This window comes from Paenibacillus sp. AR247 (assembly GCF_002968895.1).
GTDB lineage: Bacteria > Bacillota > Bacilli > Paenibacillales > Paenibacillaceae > Paenibacillus_AQ > Paenibacillus_AQ favisporus.
Map to the genome: position 1 here is coordinate 145012 of NZ_PCZT01000020.1, position 17802 is coordinate 162813.

A 17802-nucleotide genomic window follows, 5' to 3' on the forward strand; every position below is an offset into this window, starting at 1 on the left:
CCTACTTTGAAAATGAGGACGAATGGAGCTACGTAAAAGCAGCGGTGGAAGGAAGCTCGTACTACAAGCTGCCCAAGGTGCTGCAGTGGATCACAGGCAATATCGGTTTCCATCATGTTCACCATTTGAGCCCGAAGGTGCCCAATTACAATTTGGAGAAAGCGCATAATTCGACGCCGCCGCTTCAGAAGGCTACGACAATTACGCTCGCGACGAGCTTGGCCTCTCTTAAATTCCGGCTGTGGGATGAGGAGAACAAAACATTTGTCAGCTTTAAGCAGATCAAACTTGGTCGGCGGCAAACCGAGCGTGGAGCTAAACCGATCAAAGCCAACAGAGCAAGCATACAAGGGGAATAGCGCTGTTATCCCGCGTTTATGATAAACTACAAGGAATACTATCGTTCGCACATCGGGGGGCAGCGGCCTTGCAGAAATGGTATCAAATTTTCCACAGGAGCACAGGACTTAGTCCGTATGTATGGGTCATCTTTTATATTGTCCCTTTTTATTTCATATTTCGTTCTTCGTCCACGGTTCATGTGGTGTTCGGCACTCTGATGATTCTGGCGTTCTTCGGCTGCTATGTGTTGTCGTTTGTATCCAAAGGCTGGTGGTTATATTTTTGGACGTCCATTCAGATTCTGATATCCCTGGCAATGACCCTGATCTTCGGCTATGTCTATTTCGCACTGTTCGTTGCGTTCTTTATCGGAAATATTCATCGCTGGGTTGGATTCGTCACGCTGTATACGATTCACCTCGTCACGACGTTGGTTACGGTTAATTATGAATATGTGACGCAGAATCCCGTCATGATTACCCAAATACCGATCGTTCTGATCAGTTTGATTGCGGTGATTCTGCTGCCTGTCACCACATACTATCGGAACAAGCGAGGGAAACTTGAGATACAGCTGGAGGATGCGAATAAACGGATTTCCGAACTGGTGAAGCTGGAGGAGCGCCAAAGGATCGCCCGCGATCTCCATGATACGCTGGGTCAGAAGCTGTCCCTTATCGGGCTGAAGAGTGATTTGGCCGGCAGATTAATCAGCACGGACCCGGCTCAGGCGCAGGCTGAGATCAACGATGTGCGTCAAACGGCAAGAAATGCTTTGAAAGAGGTGCGGGATATGGTCACACAGATGCGCGGCACGCGCCTCGAAGATGAAATGTTCCGCATCAAGCAGATCCTTAAGGCGGCCGAGATTGAATTTGTTATGGCAGGAGACCCGATTCTCAGCAATACCTCGTTATTGGTTGAAAATGTGCTGAGCATGTGCCTGAAAGAAGCGGTGACGAATGTGGTCAAACACAGCGGCGCCACCGTCTGCTCGATCGTCATCGAGTCGTCTGCAACCGAGCTGACGATGAAGATCATCGACAACGGGATTGGAATCCAAACGGACCCGGGCTTGGCCAGAGGAAGCGGACTGCGTGGGATGAAAGAACGGCTGGAGTTCGTAAACGGCAGCATGGAAATCACCGCGGGCATCGATCCGGGCACGAAGGTGATCATTAAAGTGCCGAACGCCGTTAAACACCCGGATAAGGAGGTCATCATATGATCCGAATCGTTATAGCCGAGGACCAACGAATGGTGCGGGGCGCACTTGCCTCGCTGGTCAATTTGGAAAAGGATATGCAGGTTGTGGGCCAAGCGAGCAACGGCGAGGATGCCGTCAAACTGGTTCTACAACTGAAGCCTGATATTTGTATCATGGATATCGAAATGCCGGGGAAGAGCGGACTCGAAGCGGCCGAGGAACTGAAAGGAAGCGGCTGCAAGGTAATGATTCTGACGACCTTTGCACGGTTTGGCTATTTCGAGCGGGCCATTAAGGCCGGGGCATATGGATATTTGTTAAAAGACAGCCCCAGCGAAGAATTGGCAAGTTCCATTCGGAGTATCATGGCGGGCAGACGGATTTATGCGACAGAGCTCGTCGACGATGCTTCCGGTCAGGAGAACCCGCTTACCCCACGGGAAAAGGACGTGCTCGGCCTCATTGCCGATGGCAAGAACACAAAGGAAATCTCCAGTCAATTGGATATCACGCAAGGAACGGTCCGGAACTACATTTCCGTTATTCTGGATAAGCTTCAAGTCACGAATCGGGTGGAAGCCATTACGCGCTTTAAAGAGAAGGGCTGGTTCAAATGATTCGATCCCGATGGCCCCTTGGAATGGATTTTGGATGAACCTTAAGGTTTACCGGGTCCGTTTCCAGGGGGCATTTTTGTATTGGACCCTGTAGCCGTTGGAGCTGCCGGAAAGCTCATCGAGATTACAGCCCCGCCTTCCTGCCGGTTGCCTGCGGCAATGATCCCGCCGCAACGCTCCACAATCGCCCGCGAGATCGCCAGCCCTAGGCCGGACTCTCCGTCCTTGCCCTTTACGAACCGGTGGAAAAGAAAAGGGAGAAGCTCATCCGGGATGCCGGGCCCGTCGTCGCTGATGGTCATTTCGATCCGACCCTCCACGACCTTGGCGTGTACATTCATTTGCTCAACGGCATAGCGGGCAGCGTTGGACATGATATTCAGCAGCGCCTGAAGCAGCTTGTCCCGGTCGGCCACGACCCCGAACGGCCCGGACGGCGGGGTGTAATCGATCTGCAGCCGGATCCCTTTCTTGACCAGCAGCGGATTCATGCGTTCCGAAGCTTCGGTGACCAGTTCCTTCAGGGACACAGCGTTTTTGCGGAATACATCTTCCTCGCTGTCGAGCTTCGCAAGCAGGGTCATCTCCGTTACCAGCTTCTTGAGCCTGCCGCTTTCGCTGATGATGATATCGAGGCCTTTGCGGATGCGCTCACCTTCAAATACCCCGTCACGAATGCCTTCCGCATAACCCGCGATGGACATCAGCGGGGTTTTCAGCTCATGCGATGCGTTTTGGAAAAACTGCTTCTGCACATGGTTAAACCGGTCCAGCTCCCCGGCCATGTCATATACGGACTCCGCCACGGAGCCGATCTCGCCTCCGGCTCTGACGAAGCGAACCTCGGAAAACCGGCGCTCCTTGACCTTGATCAGCTCCTCCTGCAGGCTCATGAGCGGCCGGATCAGCTTCTTTGTAATAAACAAGCTGAACGCGACCATGAACGCGCCTCCGACGCCGAAAATAATCAGCAGCCGCTTCAGCAGCGCCTGTTCAATCGTTTTGACGCGGCTTACCGGCGTAAGCAGCGTAAGCGTTCCCTGCGGCATGACGCTCACGGACGTAATAAACCTCTTGTCCGTCCCGTCTACGATGTCTTTAAAGACCTGCTCGCCGGAAACGCCCTTTACAGCCTCAGTGATTTTCATGGCGGCATTCGGAGCGGTTACAGGCATGCTTTTCCCCTGGATATCCGTGAAAATGGCCGCAACTCCGCTGGTTTCCGCCATTTTAACCGGCAGGGCAGGGGTTGTGGACAGCTCCGCCGCAACGGTTTGAATGCTGTCGACCCGCAGCTTGGCGGATATGACGGCGCCCATGGCCTTCAGGTCCTCCTTCTGGGAGCCGATCAGGTGGTCCAGCAGGACGAAATGGATCACCACGGCCGTAACGGACAGGACCAGCAGCAGCGCGATCCCGAAGGCCAAATTAATCTGATGCACGAGCTTCATCGTGAGCGTCTCCTCCTTCGTGTCTTAACCGGTAGCCATGTCCCCAGATGGCTTCGATCGGCACATGCTCCAGCTTTTTACGCATCCGTTTGATCAAATGATCGACCGCCCGGTCGCTGCCGAAATAGTCGTCGCCCCAGACCCGGGTCAGCAGCTCGTCCCGCGTGAAGGCGCGGTTCGGATGCTCGGCCAGCACCTGAAGCATCGCAAACTCCTTGCTGGTCATGTCCACTTCTTCACCGTGCCAGAATACGCGCCGTTCGTCGGGGATCAGCTGCAGCCCTCCCGTTTCGATCCGGGCCGGATGGGACAGGCCCGCTGCGGCATCGCCGGATCCGCTCAGCTTGTACCAGCGCTGGAGCTGCCGTCTGATACGTGCGACGAGCTCGCGGGGGCTGAATGGCTTGACGAGGTAATCGTCGCTGCCCAGCTCCAGGCCCAATATTTTATCGACCTCGTTGTCTTTGGCCGAGATCATGATGATCGGCACTTCCGCCTCCTGCCGGATCCGCCGGCAAAATTCGTAGCCGTCCATGCCCGGAAGCATGATATCCAGGACCCACATGTCCGGCGGTGACGTCCGCCACAGAGCCCAGGCCTCTTCCGCGCTGCCAAGGCCGACCGTGCGGTAGTTTTCTTTTTGTAAATACGCCTCGACAAGATCCCTTATATGTACATCATCATCGACCACGGCGATGACGTAACTGTTGTTCATCCCATGTACCTCCCGGATTGGAAATTCATCTCCAGTATATCAAGCGGGCGCCTGCGTATGGAGCTCTGCCATTGTTTTTCCATAATTTCTCCCGCGGGCTGCCACAATCGTTCCGTAGACTGGGACATGTAACACCATATCCGAATTAAAGGAGTGCTGAATCAATGATTCGAAACGCATGGTTTAAAAAGACGGTCGCCTCTGCGCTGCTCATGTCCGCCGTAGCGGCCCCGGCCGTAACAAATGCAGACGCGAGTGAACAGCCCCAGGTTCCTTCCGATGTTCCAGCCAAGGTGGCTGCGATACCGGCAATAAAGGGAGCGGTCGTCACATCGGCCATGGCAGATCCGCTCGAGCTGGCCCAAAAATATGCGCCGGACACCGTAGAAGACTGGAAGCAGACATTGGAGCAATTCAAAAAGGTGGCAGGAGAAGGTCCACGCTTCTTCAGCGTAATCAAAGCGGTTCCTGTGGAAGATGCAGCGAAAGTAAAATCGGGTGAAGCGTCTCCGGTTACGGAGACGCTTCAGCAGGCAGCAACTATTTCCGGGGAGAAGATCCGGATCGAAATCCTCGACAAGTTGAAGGGTGAGATGGCCGATGCGCTGGGTCAAGCCAAGGATTTGGAGCTAGCCGATGTGCCGGATCAGATCAAGGTATTCGATAAAGCCGAGGTGCTGGGCCAGCTCAAGGAATTGGACAAAGCTGAGGTATTGGGCCAGATCAAGGAGCTTGTGAAATCCGAAGCGACGGACCAAGCCAAACCTGTGGATGAGGCCAAGGAGCTCGGACCTGCCAAGGTCATCATCTCCAAGCTGGGGGACCTGAAGGTAGAGGCGGCTAAGACTGAGCCGGCGGCGGCAGGCGATTCAGAGCATTCCAAAACTTTGAGCATTGCCGTCAGCAAGGAAGCAAGCGAGTCCGCCATTGCGTTTATGAAGGCCCACATCGCTTTGCATGACGCCGTGGAGTCCAAGGACGAGGCGGCCATCAAGGACGCGCTCGCCAAGCTGCTCGTTCAATACAAGGCGCAGATCAAGGAACTTGAAGCGGCGGCTCAATCTTAATCGTTCGATTGAGCAGTCCGTACAGACACATACAGGAGATATGAAGGCAGTCCCTGTTTCAGCCCCGGCTGGAGCGGGGGCTGTTTGCGTGCGCAAAAAATTTTGCATCTTCCTTTCAAGATTTAGTATGCTAAAGACAGCAAACAACGATCGTTGTTGAACATGTCACGTGAACGGCCGGACTTATGCATAGTCCGGTTGCAATGCGCGAGTTGAAAGGGAGTCGGTCCGGACGAATGAATACGACTAAAACATTGGCAGAAGCAGGCAAACAGGCGGAATATGTATTGGGAGGGCACGGTCCACGAAATCTGGATGTGCTGAAGGAGGCCTTCCGGGAGGTGGACGGGTCCCTTGGTGGCGATGCCTACGGCAAAGGCAAGGTGATAGAGGATTTTCAGAACAAAATGGCGGCGTATTTGGGCAAGGAATCGGCCGTCTTTTTCCCGAGCGGGACGATGGCCCAGCAGATTGCGCTGCGGATCTGGTGCGATGAGAAGCAGGTGAAGAAGGTGGCATACCACCCGCTGTGCCACCTGGAAATCCACGAAGAGGACGGTTTAAAAGAGCTGCATCATATTGAACCGGTGCTTCTGGCGGACAAGGATCGCCTGATCCGGCTGGAGGACGTCGAGCGGATGCCGGAGGACGTATCCTGTCTCCTGCTGGAGCTGCCCCAGCGCGAAATCGGCGGCCAGCTGCCGGACTACGGCGAGCTCGAAGCGATTTCCGCCTATTGCCGCGAAAAGGGCATCCGACTGCATCTCGATGGAGCGAGACTGTTCGAGGTTACGCCTTACTATGGAAAAACCGCCGCGGAAATTTGCTCGCTATTCGACAGTGTCTACGTTTCTTTTTATAAAGGCATCGGGGGCATTTCCGGTGCGGTCTTGGCGGGAAGCCCGGATTTTACAGAGCGGTCCAAGGTATGGAAGCGACGGCACGGCGGGGACCTGTTCAGCCTGTATCCGTATGTAGTCAGCGCCGATTACTATTTTGACCGGCGCATTGGACGGATGGAGCAGTATTATGAGGAAGCCAAAGAGCTTGCCGCGCTCTATAACGAATGCCACGGCGTCACGACAAGGCCGGTCGTTCCCGTATCGAATATGTTTCACGTCCATATCCAGCTTGGCAAAGAGAGGCTCGAGGCGCTCCTGGTGGATATCATCAGCGAAACAGGCATTCAATTGAATCATTATGTGAAAGATAATGGGGATTCGGAGTCCTCCTATGAAGTCAGCATCGGGGACATGTATGCCAAGGTGCCCAAAGAACGAATCCGGGACGCGTTCCGGGCGCTTGACCGGAAGCTGAAGGAAGAGCTGGGCTAAGAAAGGTTCAAACTGTTGAGGATGGGATTCTCAATGGACCGGAAGGCGGCATAAGTTAAAAGGGGGGCCTGTCTGGCAGCGTGCCTTCAGGGCTTCAGCATGGACTATTTTTGCTGGGTATGGGAGGAACCGAAAGAGTATGGATACGTTGATGGGACTCATTGAGCAGGTGGGTTATTTTGCGTTCTTTTTCGTATTGTGCTTAGGCGTTATTGGCCTCCCGCTTCCGAACGAGGTGGTGGTCATGATCGGCGGGGTGCTTGCCGGGACAGGGCATCTGGCACCGGTCTCTTCGTTCATCACGATTTACCTGGGAATCTGTTCGGGCTTAACCGTCGGCTTTGTCGTCAGCCGTCTGGCGGCAAGCCGCCTGCTCGACCGTCTGACCAGGTCCAAGCGGATGGCCAGGTATATCGATAAAGCGGAGCTGCTGAACCGGAAATACGGTAATATGGCCATGTGCATCAGTGTATTCCTGCCTGTTCTGCGAAACGTGACGCCGTATGCCGTCGGCATGAAAGGAATGGCTTACCGCCGTTTTGCCCTGGTCTCTTACACGACAGCGTTCGTGTGGACGCTGCTGTATTTTCTGATCGGCAGCACGCTCGGGCTTCAGGTCGACGATATCAGTACGATGTTCGCCTAAATGTTGAAGGGGGTGAAACCAATGCGCATACAGGATTCCGGATCCCATCATTCTCAAGAGCCAGGTGTTGCTCCAGAGATAGTGACGCTGGGGATGGGCTGTTTCTGGAGCCCGGAGGCATTGTTCGGCCATATGCCGGAGGTAATCCGGACGCGGGTTGGCTATGGAGGAGGAACGACATCAGACCCCACGTACCGGAACATGGGTGATCATACAGAGATGGTCGAGGTCGTGTATGACCCTGGCGTCATTTCCTTTTCCGACATTCTGAACGCGTTCTGGGACAATCATAACCCTTTGAATATTAACGATTACAAAGGCAGGCAGTATTTGTCGCTGCTCCTCTATCGCGGTGATGGACAGCTGAAGGTGATTCACCAGGTCCTGGCCTGGCGCGAGGAGCAGGGCAAAGGACGGCCGGATACGGAAATCGCTCCCCTTACGGCCTGGTACCCGGCGGAAGACCGCCACCAGAAATACTACTTGAAAAGGCATCCGGATGCGATCGAGCAGTTGAGCCGGCTCTATCCGACGCATGAGGAGCTGGTGAGTTCCACGCTGGCCGCCAGGCTGAACGGACTAGCCAAAGGATACACGAGCCTGGAGCGAATACAAAAAGAGATCCATACCTGGCCACTCGCGGAAGAGGAGCGAAGCCTGCTGCTGGAAACGGCCAAGCGGATTAAATGGTGATATATAACGGACAGAAAACAAACCGAAGGAGGACAGGCTCCTTGGTTTTTTTGTGTAAACGTATGATTCACTTACAAATTGTTAGTTAGTCAAAATGGCAGGATTATCTCCAAATCATTTGCGTTCTTACGATTTGTTTGTACCTTTCATATAATTCAATCAAGCGAAAAGAACGGTGCACGTTGATGTGCCAGACGTGGCCCGGCACTGTACCGCTCTTGCGCTCATTGATTCTATGAGTATCGGCTTCAGGGTGCACCAAGGCATTGTGCCGGCCATGCCTCGGATCCACCGGCTGCCGGTCGTATATATGGAGGGTATGAATATGGTCCAACGAATGAATCGCTTATATATTTACTTACTGACGCTTGGCGTTTTCCTGACGGCCACCTCGGAGCTGATCGTCAGCAGTGTGCTCAGTGAGATCGCCGGTGATATGAACGTTTCCGTCGGTGCGGCGGGGCAGCTGATCACGGCATATTCTTTAGCTTTTGCGATCGGCACGCCAGTCTTAATTTCGCTGACCTCCCGTCTCGGGAGAAAAAAGGTGATGCTGGGTTCGCTGCTGGTTTTCGCAGCCGGCTGTGGACTGTCCTTCGCCAGCACCCATTTTGTCCTGCTGATCGCGTCGCGCATCATTCTGGGCATCGGTTCGGGCGTGTACCTGGTGGTCGTGTTCAGCGCTGCCGCCAAGCTCGTCCCGGCGGAGAAGGTCGGCAGCGCCATCGGCACCATTATTTTGGGCTTCAGCTTGGCCATGGTGTTGGGGGTCCCGCTTGGCATCGCTATTACCGGCTGGATCGGCTGGAGAATGATCTTCGTCCTGCTGGGAGCACTGAGCCTGCTGATCATGGCGGCGATTTACCGGCTTCTCCCGGTCGTGGAAGGTGATGAGCCCGTCTCCTTGGAACGCCAGCTGCGCCTGCTGGGCAGCGGAGTTATCGTGAGTGCTCTGTTCATTACGCTGTTCCGGGAGACCGGGAATTCGGTGATGTATACCTATATGACCCCGTTTTTGCAAAGCGTACTTCACATGAACGCCGCAGGCGTGGCGGTGACCATGCTGGGCTTCGGCATCCTCGGGGTGATCGGCTCCCGTCTGGGAGGCTACGCCGTGGACCGATGGGGGGCCGTACGCATTCTGCTAGCCGGTCTGCTCGTCCATGCCGCGGCCCTGGCGCTGCTGCCGGCGTTTTCCTCCTGGCTCGTTCCGGATCTCATTCTGATCGGCGTGATGATGTTCGCCATGTTTGTAACCGCGCCAGCCATTCAAACTTACTTTATCCAGCAGGCGCCGGAATCCTCCGATCTCGTGCTCAGCTTGAATACGTCGGTGACGCATTTAGGACTGGCGGCGGGGGCAGGCATGGGAGGAGCCGTGATCAGCGCCACCTCCACCGTGCTGTACAATCCTTGGGTCGCGGGTCCGGTGGTAACGCTAGGCCTGGGAGCCGCTATCGTCTGCTTCTTTCTTGGCAGGAAGGCATACCGGAGGCTGGCGTAACGGTTGCGGCTGCGCTGCCATTCTGAGCGTGTATGATCCATGCTGAGCGTGTATGACCCGTGAAAAAGCGGCGGTACGCCGGGAGCGTTAGGGACGCTTTCCGGATACCGCCGCTTTGTCGTGCAGCAGATGCTTCTAGAAGCAGGTGAACGATTGGATGGTTCTGAGGTCGAGCCCCGAGTACATCCAGAAAAATCCGTTCCAGCGGAATCCGGCAACGGAGGTCCGGCCGACGAAGACGGGATAGAACCAGAAGCCCGGACCGCGTACGGGCCAAATGAACGTATTGCGGAAAAGGCAGCCGGAAATTGCGCCGGGATCAATGGCGAGCGCCGATGCGCCGGTTTGTGCAGGCGTAAATTGCGGCGGCGGGGATGAAGGCGGCTGCACCTGGCCTTGAGGGCCAAAGGGAGGCATGAATGCCATGGGGATGACTCCTTTCTTTGCTCATTTGAGCATAGTTATGGCGAGCTTACGCTAATAAGCTGATGACCAGCAGTTCGTACAGGACCAGAGGCAGGATGGTTTGGTTAAAGAAAGGGGGGCGTCCGGGGATGAAAGCCCGGTGTCCGGGTGACTGCGGAATTTGGATATACACGATACCCTTGTCGCAGTGCAAGAGGGTTCCTTCAAATACATCGCCGTCCAGCGTTTCGATCCGGACATGCTTATTGACATGTTGGCGGCACAGCTGCTTGAAGCGTTCCCGAGCCGAATGAAGCGTTTGGCTCATATGAGGCTCTGCCTGGTACAGCGTTTGGTGCTGATAGCCTGAATATTGCACACTCATGACGTTGACCTCCGTTTGGAATCGACCTGCTGCATCCTATGCAGATGCCCAGGCGGAAGTGTCTTAAAATGAACGAAATGTCATACACATCAGTAGGAACGGTCCTTAATGACCTTGGATCAATGGATGTCGCTGAGTTTTTAAATAAAAATTTCTAAATATAAGACGTTTGTTGAAATAAAATTTCGCAAGCGATATAATAGGCACCAGAAATGTTAACATCTCAAGGCAGCATACAGGGCTTTTCGGTCATTCGCGGGCGGTTACGGATTGCACCGTCTGTTCGGAGCATTTGCGCCATTGAGTCTGCCGGCAATCCTGAAGAGAACCGGAAATCGGGAGGGAAGATCATGTACGCTGATATAGCGGAAGGCGCCAAGACGCTTGGCCTGGACCCAAAAGGGCTCGAGGCCGCCGGGCGTGCCATTGAGCGGGAGATGGCCGCTGGGGTGATACCCGGGGCGGTGCTGGCCGTCACCCGGCACGGGAAGGAATGGGTTTATGCAGCGGGGAGCGCAAACCCGGGTCCGGATCATCCGCTCCCGGCCGGACCGGATGTCCTGTATGATTGTGCTTCGCTGACCAAGGTGAGCGTCACGCTGCCGCTTGTGCTCGGACTGATCGATGACGGCGTCCTGACGCTTGGTACAAAAGCTGCCGCCTGGATCCCTGAGTTTACCGGTGAGGGGCGGGAAGAGGTGACGATCGGGCAGCTGCTCACCCATACCTCCGGTCTGCCGGCGGATCGAAATATCCACTCGCACGGCTGGACGCAGCCCCAAATGTGGGAGGCGATCACCGGCGTGGCGCTGCAGCATCCGCCGGGTACGGCCGCCGTCTACAGCGATCTCGGCTTCCTCCTTCTCGGCCGGATCGTCGAGAAGGCGGCGGGCATGCCTCTGGACCAGTTGGCCAAGGCGCGGATCTGGGAGCCGCTCGGCATGGCCGGCGCCGTCTTCGCCCCGCCGGCCGGGCTACAGGCGCGGACCGCCCCGACGGAATATGACCGCGCTGCCGGCGGTCATCTCCAACGGGTGGTCCACGACGAGAAAGCCCGCGCCCTCGGCGGCGTCTGCGGGCACGCCGGCCTGTTCGCCACCGCCGGCGACCTGGCGCGCTATGCGCGGATGTGGCTGGCCGGCGGCGCCGTGCCGGAGCCGACCGCGCCGGGCGGCCAGCGGCGCGTCCTGTCGGCGGCGGCCGTCAGGACCGCGACCCGGACCCATACCGCCGGCATCGCCGGGGCGAACCGGGGGCTCGGCTGGGTCCTGAAAGGGGACCGCTGGGACGCCTCCGGCGACTGGATGGGCCCGCGCAGCTACGGGCACACCGGGTTTACCGGGACCAGCCTGTGGGTGGAGCCCGATCTGGACCTGGCGGTGGTGCTGCTCACCAACCGGGTCTATTACGGCCGTAGCGGCAGCGTCGGCGTGCTGCGGGCGGCGGTGCACAACTCGATTACCGCCGCCGTCAAAGATTGATAACGATGAGAACGAGAACGAGCAGGGATGAGATCTGCTACGATACGATACGGGCAAAGGAGAGAGCATCATGAACGGGGGACTAGTCAGACTGCGAGAGATTTTGGACGACCTTACGCCCTCAGAGCGCAAAGTGGCTGAATACATTATCAGCTATCCGCACAGCATACTCGACATGTCCGTAGCGCAGCTGTCTGCGGAAAGCGGCGGCAGCCAGGCTGCGATCATCCGCTTGTGCAAATCCATGGGGGTGAAAGGATACCCGGAGCTGAAGCTGAAGGTGGCCGGGGACCTGAACCAGAACGAGGAGCGCTATGAGTACCGGGAGATTCGTCCGGGCGATTCCATGGAGCAAATTATCCAAACCGTGTCCGCCAACAACATTCAGTCGATCCGGGACACGGTAACGATTCTTGATCCGAAAACCGTGGACCTTGCGGTGGAGGCGTTAAGCCAAGCCTCCCGAATTTTTTTCTACGGGCTCGGGGCTTCCCATCTGATCGCGCAGGATGCGCATCACAAATTTTTGCGGATCAACAAGACAAGCCATTCCTTTACCGATCCGCATCTGGAGCTGACCTCGGCGGTCATGCTGAATCCGGGCGACGTGGCGGTAGGCATTTCGTATTCGGGCGAGACGGCCCACGTCATCGAATGCCTGAAGGAGGCGCGCGCCTGCGGAGCCAAGACGATTTCCATCACCAAGTACGGCAACAATGCCGTGTCGGCGCAGGCCGATTATCCGCTCTACACGTCATCGACGGAGAACGAAATCCGCAGCGGCGCGATGTCGTCGCGGATGACCCAACTGAACGTCATCGATATTTTATATTTGGGCGTGGCCAGCCGGGAATACGATCAATCGGTCCGGTATTTGAAAAAAAGCCGGGAGATTATCAAGCGCCTGACGGGCCGCTGATCGAAACAGGTTATGGCTTATCCTTATCCTAATACATCCTCTTTCCTGGGGCATTGACGGCTCTGCGGGAAGGGGATGATTTATTTTCAGGTAAAATCTTCATATTATGCGGACGCTTTCGTCCCAAAGGATGATAGAATAGAGGGAATTGAACGTCATCTTGGGATGGAATATCGGCATAAATGGGGTATAGGCAATGGATAAAGAGATAGACCTAATGGATGATCGGCAGATCATTGCAGCTTTTAACGCGCATTACAGGCAGCGGGGCCTCGATCCCGCCAAGTTTCCCGTTCTCAGCAAGCGCTACACCCAAGAGGAACTGGAGGAACGGTTGTCCTTTTATAAGGAATATATTGATATCATTCTTTTTTTCGTCAACAAGTTTCTGTCGACCATTCAAGGGACCCCGATCCTGGTCACGGTGACCGATCAATGGGGATATCTGCTGGAATGTTACGGCGAGCCGATGTTTCTCGAGGCCATCGCGGAGCTGGGCATTACCAAGGGGGTCCGCTACAACGAGGAAACCGGCACGGGCTCGGTCCCGCTGTGCCTGCGGTTTAAGCGTCCGTTCCAGACCTTGGGCGAAGAGCATTTCTTCGAGGCGCTCCATGGCATGGCCTGTTACTCGGCCCCTTTCCATCGGGAGGACGGGGCGGTGCTTGGAACACTCTCTCTGATGACCGGGGTCGATTCGGCCCATCCGCACCTGCTGACCCTGCTGTGTACCATGGTTGATTCCGTGGAGCGGGAAATGCTGCTTCGCCGGAACAACGCCCACCTTCACACGTTGAACCAAGTGCTGCTGGAGGCGAATTATCAGGGGGTTGTCGTGACGGACGCCGCCGGCCGGATTATCGACATGAACGATCAATACTTGAGAATACTCCGCTTAGACGGCGGGGACAAACGTCTATACCTGGGCACGCCGGTACTGGAGCACCGCCTGGTTTCCCCCAGCGGGTGCTGGCCAGACAGGAGGAATGCATCGGCGTAGAGCTGCAGGACACCCGGATGGACTCCGACAGCTATTATATGCTGGACGTTCTGCCGGTTTTTGATATGGGCGGCTGCCTCTGCCGCATTATCGGCACCCTGCGGGATATTACGGAAATGAAGAGGACCGAGGAGGTGCTGCGGAATACGGAGAAGCTGGTATTCGCCGGCCAGCTTGCGGTCGGCATTGCGCACGAAATCCGTAATCCCCTGACCACCGTCAAGGGCCTTATTCAGTTGGCGGGACCGACCTCGGGACTGCGGCATTATGACCTGATTATGTCGGAGCTGGATCGGATGAACCTGATCGTTGGCGAGTTTCTCATTTTAGGCAAACCGCAGGAAATCCGCTTCCGGGAAGATTGGTGCATGACGATTCTGCAGGAAGTGCTGAGCCTGATCGAAATCGAGGCGGCGAAGAACAATGTCCGCATCCGGTGCACCTGCATCCGGGAGGAGAAAATTTCCTGCGACCGTAATCAGATCAAGCAGGTGTTTCTGAACATCCTGAAAAATGCCATTCAAGCGCTGCCCGGCGGGGGCCGGATCGACATCGTGCTCGAGGCAGACGGCGGTTACCAGCGGATCCGGTTCATGGACAACGGAATCGGCATGCCCGAAGAGGTGCTGGAGCGGATCGGGGAGCCATTCCATACGACCAAGCTGGAAGGTTACGGTCTGGGCATGATGATCGTGAAGAAAATTATCGCTTCCCACCGCGGCATCCTGAACATTACAAGCGAGCCCGGCAAGGGGACGACGGTCGAAATGGGACTGCCGATCGGCTGATCGAACAGTCCCTGATGGATAAAAATGGAGTTAAGCGAGGTGTCGCGAGATGAAGGTCATCTGGAGTTCTGTGGAAATCATCAGAAATGTCGTGTATTTATTCCTTGGTTTATGCGTGTGCGGTTTTGCAGAAAAAAACCTGACGGCGAGAATCGACGGCACGAATGGATCTGGTGCTGCTGGTGCTGCTTGCAGATCTGATGCTGCTGTTCGTCTTCCACCGTCAGGTCATCGGCCCGAAAGCCAACAAACTTCCCGTTAGAACAAGGAATTATTTAATCATAGCTGCGGTGCTGATCCTCATCGCGGTTTATATGCTGAGCTGACATCCGTTGACCGCTAGAACAGCAGGTACCAGAAAACAGCCGTTTCCTGCGAATGCTCTTTAAAGCCCCGGTATAGATAAGAATCAAAGCCTCCGATAACAAATCCGCAGCTTTCATAAAATTGGCACGCTCGCACGTTGTTGCTCTGCGTCTCCAGCATGAGGCCGGGCGTGTGGCCGGTCTTGGCCCAGAGCACCGCCTGCTCGATCAATTTCCGGCCGATACCGTGTCCCCGGGCGTTCCGATCTACCCGAAGATCCTCGATATAGGCGTACCCGTTCCAATTTTTCGCCAGCATGATCCGGCCGACGGCCTGATCTCCCACTATGGCCAGGTAGACCGCACGGTCCGGACGGCCGATGTACTCCGACAAATTTCCGCTGTCGCCTTGATCCGCCTCGTCGGGGTAGCTTTTTTGGTAACTGGGCACGACGGGTTTAACCGTATAACCGATCCCTTGGTCCGTAACGGACAAAACGAGCTCGGAATCTACCGTAAAGCTGCCGTCGATCTGAATGTGCTCCGGGTGGTCCCGGTCTGTCATTTCTCTGATCTGAATATCCATTTATCGTATCCTCCTGATTCGCGGTTGGATTTTGAACTTGGGTCAAAATGCTACCTTGCAATCCGGAGGCGGGGCTCTGACTTAACGAAATACAAGCTTTGCCGTCATTACGGTTCTCCTCCTATTGGGCAGAATAAGGACACACCGGCTCTATCACAGCAAAATCCGGTGATCCAATATATTTTTCAGGCTGATATGCGATTTCGACGGGCCGAACCTTGCCAGGGCATCCTGGAAGTCGGCTACCTCGTCGACGGACCCCGTCTGGACGTGAACGAGATAGTTGTACTCCCCGCTGATACGGAACAAGCCCGTCACTTGCTCGGACTGCGTGCAAAATTCCACCAGCTCGCTGCATAGCTCGGTCTTCATCAGGATAAAAGAGGTCGTTCCCCGCTGCAGCTCCCGCAAATTCAGATCCGTGCTGTACCCTATGATCACACCCCGTTCCTCGAGCTTAACGATCCGCTCCTTCACGGAAGGCTGGGACATGGCAATCTGCTTGCTGATCTGGGCGATCGGCATTCGCGCTTCATGCTGCAGAAGCTTTAAAATTTTCAGGTCGATCTCGTCAACTGCCGTGCTCAAATTCGCCATCTCTCCTGTACTTGATCTAAAGATAAGGTAAGCATACGAAAATAACTTATTTTATGCAAATCGGGAAGGCCCAATTCCTTATATCATGCATGTCGATCGCGGTAATGAATCTATAAAATGAAAGCGATACGAGAAGCATAAAGGGAGAGATGGTTATGAGCGTGAAAGGACTGGCCCATGCGGCCATTCAGGCAGAGGATTATGAAGGAACGCTTGATTTTTATATCCGGGTTCTCGGGTTTACGGTCGGTCACTCATGGAGCCTGCCTGCGTTTAAAATTAAGACGGCCTCGATGCTGGTTTCGCCTGACGGGCGGACCTGTATTGAGGTGTTCGACCGCGGCGCCGAAGTTCCGGCCGAGGGGGATAAGGCGCCTTCGCGCGAGGAAGTGAAGCACGGCGCCCTGCTCCATTTGGCATTCTACGTGGATAATGTGGACGAGATGGTGGACAGGGCGCTCGCTCACGGGGCGCGAATTTATGTGGAGCCGGGGAATCTGGAGCTGGGTGAGCCGCCGCTTAGGGTCCGCAATGCGGTCCTGCACAGCCCGAACGGCGAAATTATCGAATTGATCGAGGAAGTGGATTTTAACGTGGGAACCCGCTGAGGTTCTGTGTGAGATGGAGGCAGCCGAAGGCTTCGGCTGCTTTTTTGTATGTCATATAACCTTACAAACTCGTTGATAAAAAATATGAAAGCACTTACAATATTGTTATTTAGACATGTTTCGCGTTGTGTTTTGTCGAATCGGCATCCCAGAATGAAGAGAGGAGAAGTGATCCATGCGATGGGCCAATGGATGGAAAATCCAGTACATTTTCGTTCGATTCATGATCCCTTATTTCTTGTTCATGCTGTTTACCCTGCTTGCAGGGGCCCTGTTTTACAGGCAAACCTATGATGTGGTGAAAAAGGAAGTTACGCACAGCAATCTGCAGATGCTGGATCAGGTGAAAGAAACGGTCGACAGCCGCTTCAACGAGATTAACCGGATTTCCCTGCAGCTGCAAAGCGATCCAGCCGTTCAGAGCTTTCAGCAGGTGAAGGAACCGTTCCGGGACACGACGGCGTACAAGGTGTATCGGACGCAAAAAAGCCTCTACAGCTACAATGCAGCCAATGGATTTATTCTTAACTACTATCTGATCTTCAAAAATAGCGATTTGGCGCTATCCCCGGATTCCACTTATGAACTTCCCTCGTTCTATCGTTACATGTTCTCTGAACCCAGCAAGGATTACACGACCTGGAGGAACGATCTCCTTGGTAATTTCCGCAACCGGGAAATCATGTCATCCGGATCCACGGTGTATCAAGGCAAGACGACGGATCTGCTGACATATGTCCAGTCTCTCGGATACCCCGGCCATATTCAGGGGGCGCTGATGATTCTGGTGGACAACCAGCGCCTGCAGTCGCTTCTTCGTGGAATTGACATATCCGACGGGGGCTGGGTATCCATCATGGATGAGAAAGGACGCCTGGTTACATCTCTGTCAAGCGGCGGCCTGGTGACCCGGCAGAGCCTGCCGCCGGGAGCGAAATCCGGAGTGATCGAAGCTTCAGCGGCTACCGGCGGCATGATGATGACCTATACCACCTCGTCCTATAACGGATGGTCCTATGTCGTCGCCCAGCCGCCCCATGTCGTCCTGAGCAAAGTGCTGGCCATCAAGCATACTACCGTGACTATCCTCCTTGCGTTCCTGATTTTTGGCCTCATCCTTGCCTATCTGTTCGCTACCCGGAGCGGCGACGG

The 17802-nt window shown here is 55.2% G+C and carries 21 protein-coding genes; 15 read left to right on the forward strand and 6 right to left on the reverse strand.

All coding sequences use genetic code 11. The annotated features are described in order from the left end of the window. The 3 genes from CPT76_RS40665 to CPT76_RS27800 all read left to right on the forward strand — a co-directional run. Window positions 1-359: fatty acid desaturase (locus CPT76_RS40665; protein WP_258168855.1), on the forward strand; the 359-nt coding region annotated here is incomplete at its 5' end. Window positions 360-427: 68 nt separating this feature from the next. Next, a complete protein-coding gene (locus tag CPT76_RS27795) occupies window positions 428-1570 on the forward strand; it encodes a sensor histidine kinase (protein WP_105445188.1) in 1143 nt (380 codons plus the stop codon). Next, window positions 1567-2166 carry a response regulator transcription factor gene (locus CPT76_RS27800; protein ID WP_105445189.1) on the forward strand — a complete coding sequence of 200 codons (600 nt, stop codon included), beginning with the start codon at window positions 1567-1569 and terminating at the stop codon, window positions 2164-2166. The genes CPT76_RS27795 and CPT76_RS27800 overlap by 4 nt, the downstream gene beginning before the upstream one ends. A gap of 41 nt (window positions 2167-2207) precedes the next feature. Here CPT76_RS27800 and CPT76_RS27805 read toward each other — a convergent pair whose 3' ends face one another. Together CPT76_RS27805 and CPT76_RS27810 are read right to left on the reverse strand one after the other, a co-directional pair. Then, the gene (locus CPT76_RS27805) at window positions 2208-3617 is read right to left on the reverse strand and encodes a sensor histidine kinase (protein WP_105445190.1); all 1410 of its coding nucleotides are present in this window, start codon (window positions 3615-3617) and stop codon (window positions 2208-2210) included. After that, window positions 3595-4332, reverse strand: a complete 738-nt coding sequence (locus CPT76_RS27810) for a response regulator transcription factor (RefSeq protein WP_105445191.1) — start codon at window positions 4330-4332, stop codon at window positions 3595-3597. The genes CPT76_RS27805 and CPT76_RS27810 overlap by 23 nt, the downstream gene beginning before the upstream one ends. A gap of 164 nt (window positions 4333-4496) precedes the next feature. Between CPT76_RS27810 and CPT76_RS27815 the strand changes: the two genes are divergently transcribed. The 5 genes from CPT76_RS27815 (at window position 4497) to CPT76_RS27835 (ending at window position 9576) form a co-directional block, all read left to right on the forward strand. After that, a complete protein-coding gene (locus CPT76_RS27815; protein ID WP_105445192.1) occupies window positions 4497-5399 on the forward strand; it encodes a hypothetical protein in 903 nt (300 codons plus the stop codon). A gap of 236 nt (window positions 5400-5635) precedes the next feature. After that, window positions 5636-6733, forward strand: a complete 1098-nt coding sequence (locus CPT76_RS27820; protein ID WP_105445193.1) for a threonine aldolase family protein — start codon at window positions 5636-5638, stop codon at window positions 6731-6733. Between the two features lie 139 nt (window positions 6734-6872). Then, window positions 6873-7379 (forward strand): DedA family protein, encoded by a 507-nt coding sequence (locus CPT76_RS27825; RefSeq protein WP_076173067.1) that lies wholly within the window; start codon window positions 6873-6875, stop codon window positions 7377-7379. A gap of 93 nt (window positions 7380-7472) precedes the next feature. Further along, complete coding sequence (locus tag CPT76_RS27830; protein WP_308737681.1) at window positions 7473-8072, forward strand: peptide-methionine (S)-S-oxide reductase MsrA; 600 nt, start codon at window positions 7473-7475, stop codon at window positions 8070-8072. Between the two features lie 325 nt (window positions 8073-8397). Beyond that, on the forward strand, window positions 8398-9576 hold the full coding sequence (locus CPT76_RS27835; protein WP_258168856.1) for an MFS transporter: 1179 nt from the start codon (window positions 8398-8400) through the stop codon (window positions 9574-9576). Between the two features lie 135 nt (window positions 9577-9711). Here CPT76_RS27835 and CPT76_RS27840 read toward each other — a convergent pair whose 3' ends face one another. Further along, on the reverse strand, window positions 9712-10002 hold the full coding sequence (locus CPT76_RS27840; protein ID WP_105445195.1) for a transporter: 291 nt from the start codon (window positions 10000-10002) through the stop codon (window positions 9712-9714). Window positions 10003-10048: 46 nt separating this feature from the next. Beyond that, on the reverse strand, window positions 10049-10366 hold the full coding sequence (locus tag CPT76_RS27845) for an LSm family protein (RefSeq protein ID WP_105445196.1): 318 nt from the start codon (window positions 10364-10366) through the stop codon (window positions 10049-10051). A gap of 350 nt (window positions 10367-10716) precedes the next feature. Between CPT76_RS27845 and CPT76_RS27850 the strand changes: the two genes are divergently transcribed. From CPT76_RS27850 to CPT76_RS37890, 5 genes are all read left to right on the forward strand, one after another. After that, window positions 10717-11847 (forward strand): serine hydrolase domain-containing protein, encoded by a 1131-nt coding sequence (locus CPT76_RS27850; protein WP_105445197.1) that lies wholly within the window; start codon window positions 10717-10719, stop codon window positions 11845-11847. A gap of 70 nt (window positions 11848-11917) precedes the next feature. After that, on the forward strand, window positions 11918-12766 hold the full coding sequence (locus tag CPT76_RS27855; protein WP_076173063.1) for a MurR/RpiR family transcriptional regulator: 849 nt from the start codon (window positions 11918-11920) through the stop codon (window positions 12764-12766). A gap of 217 nt (window positions 12767-12983) precedes the next feature. Further along, on the forward strand, window positions 12984-13766 hold the full coding sequence (locus CPT76_RS27860; protein ID WP_105445198.1) for a PAS domain-containing protein: 783 nt from the start codon (window positions 12984-12986) through the stop codon (window positions 13764-13766). Then, window positions 13733-14554, forward strand: coding sequence for an ATP-binding protein (locus CPT76_RS27865; protein WP_258168857.1), 822 nt, complete (start codon window positions 13733-13735; stop codon window positions 14552-14554). The genes CPT76_RS27860 and CPT76_RS27865 overlap by 34 nt, the downstream gene beginning before the upstream one ends. A 164-nt stretch (window positions 14555-14718) precedes the next feature. Then, window positions 14719-14880, forward strand: a complete 162-nt coding sequence (locus tag CPT76_RS37890; RefSeq protein WP_181153083.1) for a hypothetical protein — start codon at window positions 14719-14721, stop codon at window positions 14878-14880. A 13-nt stretch (window positions 14881-14893) separates the two neighbouring features. Here the strand turns inward: CPT76_RS37890 and CPT76_RS27870 are convergent, their stop codons facing one another. Beyond that, window positions 14894-15445, reverse strand: coding sequence for a GNAT family N-acetyltransferase (locus CPT76_RS27870; RefSeq protein ID WP_105445199.1), 552 nt, complete (start codon window positions 15443-15445; stop codon window positions 14894-14896). A gap of 153 nt (window positions 15446-15598) precedes the next feature. Then, window positions 15599-16033: an Lrp/AsnC family transcriptional regulator gene (locus CPT76_RS27875; RefSeq protein WP_105445260.1), complete on the reverse strand. Its 435-nt coding sequence runs from the start codon at window positions 16031-16033 to the stop codon at window positions 15599-15601. 164 nt (window positions 16034-16197) lie between these two features. On the opposite strand from CPT76_RS27875, the gene CPT76_RS27880 reads away from it, so the two are divergent. Both CPT76_RS27880 and CPT76_RS27885 read left to right on the forward strand, forming a co-directional pair. Continuing rightward, window positions 16198-16650: a VOC family protein gene (locus CPT76_RS27880; RefSeq protein WP_105445200.1), complete on the forward strand. Its 453-nt coding sequence runs from the start codon at window positions 16198-16200 to the stop codon at window positions 16648-16650. Between the two features lie 175 nt (window positions 16651-16825). Then, window positions 16826-17802, forward strand: a 977-nt coding sequence (locus CPT76_RS27885) for a cache domain-containing protein (RefSeq protein ID WP_181153085.1), incomplete at its 3' end; no start/stop codon positions are given.